The sequence below is a fragment of the Bradyrhizobium sp. genome, from assembly GCF_049581145.1.
In the GTDB taxonomy this organism is placed as follows: domain Bacteria; phylum Pseudomonadota; class Alphaproteobacteria; order Rhizobiales; family Xanthobacteraceae; genus Bradyrhizobium.
The window spans coordinates 1-5,036 of the sequence record NZ_JBAURI010000124.1; the positions used below are offsets into that span (position 1 = coordinate 1).

Annotated in this window: 9 protein-coding genes; 4 read left to right on the forward strand and 5 right to left on the reverse strand. The window is 64.8% G+C overall.

Annotated features, from left to right (window positions below; all coding sequences use genetic code 11):
* The 3 genes from WCB02_RS04085 to WCB02_RS04095 form a co-directional block, all read right to left on the reverse strand.
* Window positions 1–998, reverse strand: a 998-nt coding sequence (locus tag WCB02_RS04085; RefSeq protein ID WP_423956560.1) for a HAMP domain-containing protein, incomplete at its 3' end; no start/stop codon positions are given.
* Entirely contained in the window at window positions 991–1,197 is a 207-nt protein-coding gene (locus WCB02_RS04090) for a hypothetical protein (RefSeq protein WP_423956561.1), read from the reverse strand. The genes WCB02_RS04085 and WCB02_RS04090, both read right to left, overlap by 8 nt.
* 74 nt (window positions 1,198–1,271) lie before the next feature.
* A complete protein-coding gene (locus WCB02_RS04095; protein ID WP_423956562.1) occupies window positions 1,272–1,865 on the reverse strand; it encodes a DUF4142 domain-containing protein in 594 nt (197 codons plus the stop codon).
* 17 nt (window positions 1,866–1,882) lie between these two features.
* On the opposite strand from WCB02_RS04095, the gene WCB02_RS04100 reads away from it, so the two are divergent.
* Window positions 1,883–2,071, forward strand: a complete 189-nt coding sequence (locus WCB02_RS04100; protein ID WP_423956563.1) for a hypothetical protein — start codon at window positions 1,883–1,885, stop codon at window positions 2,069–2,071.
* A gap of 246 nt (window positions 2,072–2,317) precedes the next feature.
* Here the strand turns inward: WCB02_RS04100 and WCB02_RS04105 are convergent, their stop codons facing one another.
* Window positions 2,318–3,208, reverse strand: a complete 891-nt coding sequence (locus WCB02_RS04105) for an SDR family oxidoreductase (RefSeq protein WP_423956564.1) — start codon at window positions 3,206–3,208, stop codon at window positions 2,318–2,320.
* A gap of 330 nt (window positions 3,209–3,538) precedes the next feature.
* Here WCB02_RS04105 and WCB02_RS04110 point away from each other — a divergent pair, with 330 nt between their 5' ends.
* Both WCB02_RS04110 and WCB02_RS04115 read left to right on the forward strand, forming a co-directional pair.
* Entirely contained in the window at window positions 3,539–3,757 is a 219-nt protein-coding gene (locus WCB02_RS04110; RefSeq protein WP_423956565.1) for a DUF6894 family protein, read from the forward strand.
* 14 nt (window positions 3,758–3,771) lie between these two features.
* Entirely contained in the window at window positions 3,772–3,978 is a 207-nt protein-coding gene (locus WCB02_RS04115) for a hypothetical protein (RefSeq protein ID WP_423956566.1), read from the forward strand.
* Between the two features lie 53 nt (window positions 3,979–4,031).
* Here the strand turns inward: WCB02_RS04115 and WCB02_RS04120 are convergent, their stop codons facing one another.
* A complete protein-coding gene (locus WCB02_RS04120; protein ID WP_423956567.1) occupies window positions 4,032–4,478 on the reverse strand; it encodes a CBS domain-containing protein in 447 nt (148 codons plus the stop codon).
* Window positions 4,479–4,589: 111 nt separating this feature from the next.
* Between WCB02_RS04120 and WCB02_RS04125 the strand changes: the two genes are divergently transcribed.
* Window positions 4,590–4,952: a PRC-barrel domain-containing protein gene (locus WCB02_RS04125; RefSeq protein ID WP_423956568.1), complete on the forward strand. Its 363-nt coding sequence runs from the start codon at window positions 4,590–4,592 to the stop codon at window positions 4,950–4,952.
* The last annotated feature ends 84 nt before the right edge of the window (window positions 4,953–5,036 follow it).

A 5,036-nucleotide genomic window follows, 5' to 3' on the forward strand; every position in this document is an offset into this window, starting at 1 on the left:
TCGACCGTGATCTTTTTCGACAGGTCGCCGTTGGCGACGGCGATGGTCACTTCGGCGATGTTGCGCACCTGTGCCGTCAGGTTGGACGCCATCGAGTTGACGCTCTCGGTCAGGTCCTTCCACACGCCGGTGACTTCGCGCACCTGTGCCTGGCCGCCCAGCTTGCCGTCGGTGCCGACCTCGCGCGCGACGCGGGTGACTTCGGAGGCAAAGGAGCGCAGCTGGTCGACCATCGTGTTGATGGCTTCCTTCAGTTGCAGGATCTCGCCGCGCACGTCGACGGTGATCTTCTTGGACAGGTCGCCGTTAGCCACCGCGATCGTCACCTCGGCGATGTTGCGGACCTGGCCGGTCAGGTTGTTGGCCATCGAGTTGACGCTCTCGGTCAGATCCTTCCAGACCCCCGTCACCTCCGGGACCTGGGCCTGGCCGCCGAGCTTGCCCTCGCTGCCGACCTCGCGGGCGACGCGCGTCACCTCCGAGGTGAACACGCCGAGCTGCTTGATCATCGTGTTGACGATGGTGGCGGACTGCAGGAATTCGCCGGCCAGCGGCCGGCCGTCGACATCGAGCTGCACGGTCTGCAGCAGGTCGCCCTGCGCCACCGCGGCGACCGCCCGCGTCACCTCGCGGGTCGGCCACAACAGGTCGTCGATCAGCGTGTTGACCGAGCCCTCCATGTCGGCCCAGGAGCCGCTGGCCAGGCCGAACTTGACGCGTTGCCGGGTCTTGCCTTCGCGCCCCACCACCTGGCCGACGCGCTCGAGCTGCTGCGCCATCCGCTGGTTGGCGGCGATGATCTCGTTGAAGGTGTCGGCGATCTTGCCCTCGATGCCGAGATAGTCGCCGCTCATCCGGACCGAGAAGTCGCCGCTGCGCATCGCCTGCAGCGCGTGCAACAGATCCTGGCGCTGATCCGGCCTCGATGCGCCGTTGGTCGCGCGTTTGGTGGCGGCGCGGGCAGGCGCAGCCTTGGCCCCAGCATCGACGTCAGTCATCAATTCCCCCAGCAGTTGCGCTGCCGAATCCCGTCATCGGACGACGATCTTCCGCATAGAAGCTTTGGCTCAATGCCAAAGCAAGCAAGGAACAAAAAAATCGGCGGATATGGAACCGTTCGGCACGGACCGAGTAACCCAACCCGGTGGCCGCCATTTCGTTCCGGGGCGCAAACGATTTTTCGGCCGGATTCTCCATGTTGGACGATGGAGCCCGCACCGACCAGGACGTTCGCTCGAGGGTCGGAGAACGTTGTTTGTCCGTCAGGGCGTCTATTTGTCCGTCAGGGCGTCCTGGGCATCCTGCAGGCCGGCCCGGAAGCCCGGCAGCTGGTTGCTCGCGAATGACCGAACCTTGTCATTGTCGGGCGCTTGCAGGTAGCGCTCCAGCAAAGCGAGGGCCGACTGATAGGCGGCCACCTGGGCCTGGTAGAACTGGCGGACAAAGGCCGGGCCTTCCGACTCATCCAGGCTGGCGGTGCGATCCGCGCCGATGCCGGCGGCCTTGTCGTCGAAGTTCACATCGATGGGGGTCTGTCTCTGAAGCTCGGCCAGCGCCTTGTCGCGCTTGGCCGCCGCATCGGCGTGGGCGACTGCGAAGTTCCTGACTTCCTCGTTGCCGTGGAGATCGGCGCCGTCGATCGCGTTCTGCTCGAACAGATCGAACTGGTACAGCTCGGCGATCACATCCGCGCCCGCAGGCGTCCGACCGGTCGTTGCGCCCGGCGTCTCGCTGTCGGCGAATGCCGCAGTGGCGGTGACCAGAACAATGACGGCGAGTGCTGCACGCATATGGTTCAATGACGAGCCGTACGCAGAGGTTCCCCCATTAACATCGTGTAACACTTTATTGAGTTTTTGCCCCATCGCCCCACCTTTGAAGCATGAAGCAATCAGACCTCTTCCGCGAGAACGCTGAAAACTGCCTGCAATTGGCGGAGCGGGCCGAAGGCCGGCCGGCCTTCAGGCGCTATCGCCGGATGGCGCGGGCCTGGACGGCCCTGGCCAACGAGCAGGATTGGCTTGATGGGGAGGTGTCGCCGTTGCCGGCCAGAACGCGGGAGTTTGGATGATGGGTGCGCGGCAAGTTCTCATTGCGTTGGTGGTCGCTTTTGGCGTCGCAGCGACGATCGCGGCGTTGACGACGATCCGGCAGGTGAAAACCGAGACATCGTTGGTCTCACAACCGCTTTCGCAGATCTAGAACCCACGTTGTGCCGCGGGCCCGCGCAAGGCGGCGTCGCGGAAGTCGCGACGCCACCCAGTGCATCCGGCATTTGCGAGGCATTTGGCATTTGCGAGCGGTCGTTCCTCCGCCGCTACGGCTGGCCCGAGCCGCCGGCGGAGCCGTAGACCTGCCCATTGGCGTAGCTGGCGTCGGCTGCAGCGAGCTGCACGTAGATCGAGCCCAGCTCCGCGGGCTGTCCGGCGCGGCCGAGCGGCGTCTGGCTGCCGAACTTCTCGAGCTTCGCCATCGACGCGCCGCCCGAGACCTGCAGCGGTGTCCAGATCGGCCCCGGAGCGACCGCGTTGACGCGAATGCCCTTCGGCCCGAGCTGCTTGGCGAGCGACTTGACGTAGTTCATCGTCGCAGCCTTGGTCTGCGCATAATCATAGAGGTCCGGCGAGGGATCATAAGCCTGCTCCGATGCGGTGCCGATGATCACCGAACCGGGCTTCAGGTGCGGCAACGCCGCCTTGATGATCCAGAACGGCGCGTAGATGTTGGTCTTCATCGTCGCGTCGAAATCCTCGGTGGTGAGATCGAGAATCGAGTCCCGCGCCTGCTGCCGGCCGGCATTGCTGACGACGATGTCGAGGCCGCCGAGTCCCTCGACCGCGCGCCGCACCAGCTCCTGGCAAAATTTCTCGTCCCTAAGATCGCCGGGAATCGCGAGCCCGGTCCGTTGTTCCGCTCGGATCAGGGCGATGACCTGCTGCGCGTCCGGCTCTTCCGTCGGAAAATAGTTGATCGCGACATCGGCGCCCTCGCGCGCAAAGGCGATCGCCGCGGCCCGGCCCATGCCGGAATCGCCGCCGGTGATCAGCGCCTTGCGCCCGGCAAGGCGGCCGGAGCCGCGATAGCTGGTCTCACCATGGTCGGGGGGAGGGTCCATCTTGCTGGCAAGCCCCGGCCAAGGCTGCGACTGCTTGTTGTAGGGCGGCTTGGGGTACTTGTCGGTTGGGTTGGTGAGTTCCTGCGCGGCCATCGCCTCGTTCCTTTCGCCGTTGAGGAAGCGAGCGGAGCCGCCGCCAATGTCGCGCCGGCCCCGCAACCTGTCGGCGGGACATCAAAGCATTGCCACCCGCTTCTCATCTGTTGAGCGAGGTCAACGACCGACCGGGCCAAACGTTGCTCGGCGCGTACGCCCGCCCGCTCGGGTGCATGCCCGGCGCCGCATCCGTTGCGACAAAATGACGGCAATGGAACCTTGAGCCGGCTGGAGCGTCATTTGGAAAGCTTGCGCGGCCTGCCACGATCGCCGGCGGCGCGAGCAATTGCAAACGGGCCGGCGTCAGGCGCGCGGCTGGAGGGCGTCATGCCGCTCTATCATTTCGATCTCATCAACACCAGGTCCGCGCTGGACAAGGGCGATGCCGAATTGCCCGACGATATCGAGGCGATGGACACCGCAGACCTGCTGGCGCGGCGCGTGCTGGACGAACGGCCGGAGCTCAGAAATCAGCACTACGCCGTTCTGGTCACCAACGAAGACGGTGAGGCGATCTGCAGCCTGCCGCTCGACATCATTCATTAATCAGAGGACGATCGATGAGCAATTCTCAGCAGGGCATCGTCAGAGACCAGAAGGCCGAGGAGCAGCCGGTGGACAAGGCGCGCGCGCAGACCGTCCACCAGGCCGACCCCGGCAAATCCGTTTCGCGGGAAGCGACCCGCGATCCCAAGCTGAACGACGAGGAAAAGACGCCGGGTTCGGGGATGAAACCGGACGATGACGGCGCCGCGCCGACAGGTTGATGCAAGGCACCAAGGCAGCTACGAACCGCAAGCACGAGGCGCCGTCCACGGCATCACGCAGTCCGGCTGATGGTGCTGGCGTGCTGGCCGCCCGGTTGTGAAATCTGCTGCAGGGCCGCGGCCGTTCCATCGCCGGCATTGATGCGCGCGATGTCGCCGAGCGCGACGATGCCGACCAGGCGTTTGTCCCGATTGAGCACCGGCAGGCGCCGGACCTGGATGTCGCCCATGGTCCTTGCCACCTCTTCGAGGTCCTGGTCGTCGTAGCAATATTTGACGTCGACCGTCATGATCTCGCGCACGGCCGTATCCGGTCCGCGGCCCATCGCGACAGCCCGCGTCGCGATGTCGCGATCGGAGATCATGCCGACCAGCCGCTCGCTGTCGGTGACCGGCAACAGCCCGACATTGAGCGCGGCCATGGCTTCTGCGGCGTCTTTCAAGGTGTCATCCGGAGTGCAGAGCTGCACATCCGGCGTCATTGCGTCGCGCACTTTCATGTCGGACCTCTTGGTTTGCCGAAGGCAAAACGGGCGACGGCGGCCGCTGTTCCAGGAACCATCGTTTTCAGCGCCGGTTGGTCCGGTTCACCGTTCAAATGGAGGAAGCCAATGGCAATGGACGAACGTGAAACCGGCAATCTCATCGGCAGCGACAAGGTGGAGGGCACTGCGGTCTATGGCCCCGACGACAGCAAGATCGGCTCGATCGAGCGCGTGATGATCGACAAAGTCAGCGGCAGGGTCTCCTATGCCGTGCTCGGCTTCGGCGGCTTCCTGGGATTAGGAAACGATCACTATCCGCTGCCGTGGCAGTCGCTGAAATATGATACCGCCGTCGGCGGCTATCGCACCGGCGTCACCGAGAACCAGCTGCGCGGCGCACCCAAATATCGCAGCGACAGCGACTGGAACTGGGGCGACAGCACGCGCAATCGCGCGCTCAACGATTATTACGGGGTGCCCGTCGTTTGACCGGCCTGAGAGCGAAGCCGATCGGCGTCGACTCCCGGATCATCGCATAGGAACGATCGACCCCGCGCGGCGTCTGTCCTAGGC

Excerpts from the sequence above, each read along its gene's own strand:
- WCB02_RS04090 (WP_423956561.1), bottom strand. The coding sequence starts at position 1,197 with ATGGAGAATCCGGCCGAAAAATCGTTTGCGCCCCGGAACGAAATGGCG.
- WCB02_RS04095 (WP_423956562.1), bottom strand. The coding sequence starts at position 1,865 with ATGGGGCAAAAACTCAATAAAGTGTTACACGATGTTAATGGGGGAACC.
- WCB02_RS04100 (WP_423956563.1), top strand. The coding sequence starts at position 1,883 with ATGAAGCAATCAGACCTCTTCCGCGAGAACGCTGAAAACTGCCTGCAA.
- WCB02_RS04105 (WP_423956564.1), bottom strand. The coding sequence starts at position 3,208 with ATGGCCGCGCAGGAACTCACCAACCCAACCGACAAGTACCCCAAGCCG.
- WCB02_RS04110 (WP_423956565.1), top strand. The coding sequence starts at position 3,539 with ATGCCGCTCTATCATTTCGATCTCATCAACACCAGGTCCGCGCTGGAC.
- WCB02_RS04115 (WP_423956566.1), top strand. The coding sequence starts at position 3,772 with ATGAGCAATTCTCAGCAGGGCATCGTCAGAGACCAGAAGGCCGAGGAG.
- WCB02_RS04120 (WP_423956567.1), bottom strand. The coding sequence starts at position 4,478 with ATGAAAGTGCGCGACGCAATGACGCCGGATGTGCAGCTCTGCACTCCG.
- WCB02_RS04125 (WP_423956568.1), top strand. The coding sequence starts at position 4,590 with ATGGCAATGGACGAACGTGAAACCGGCAATCTCATCGGCAGCGACAAG.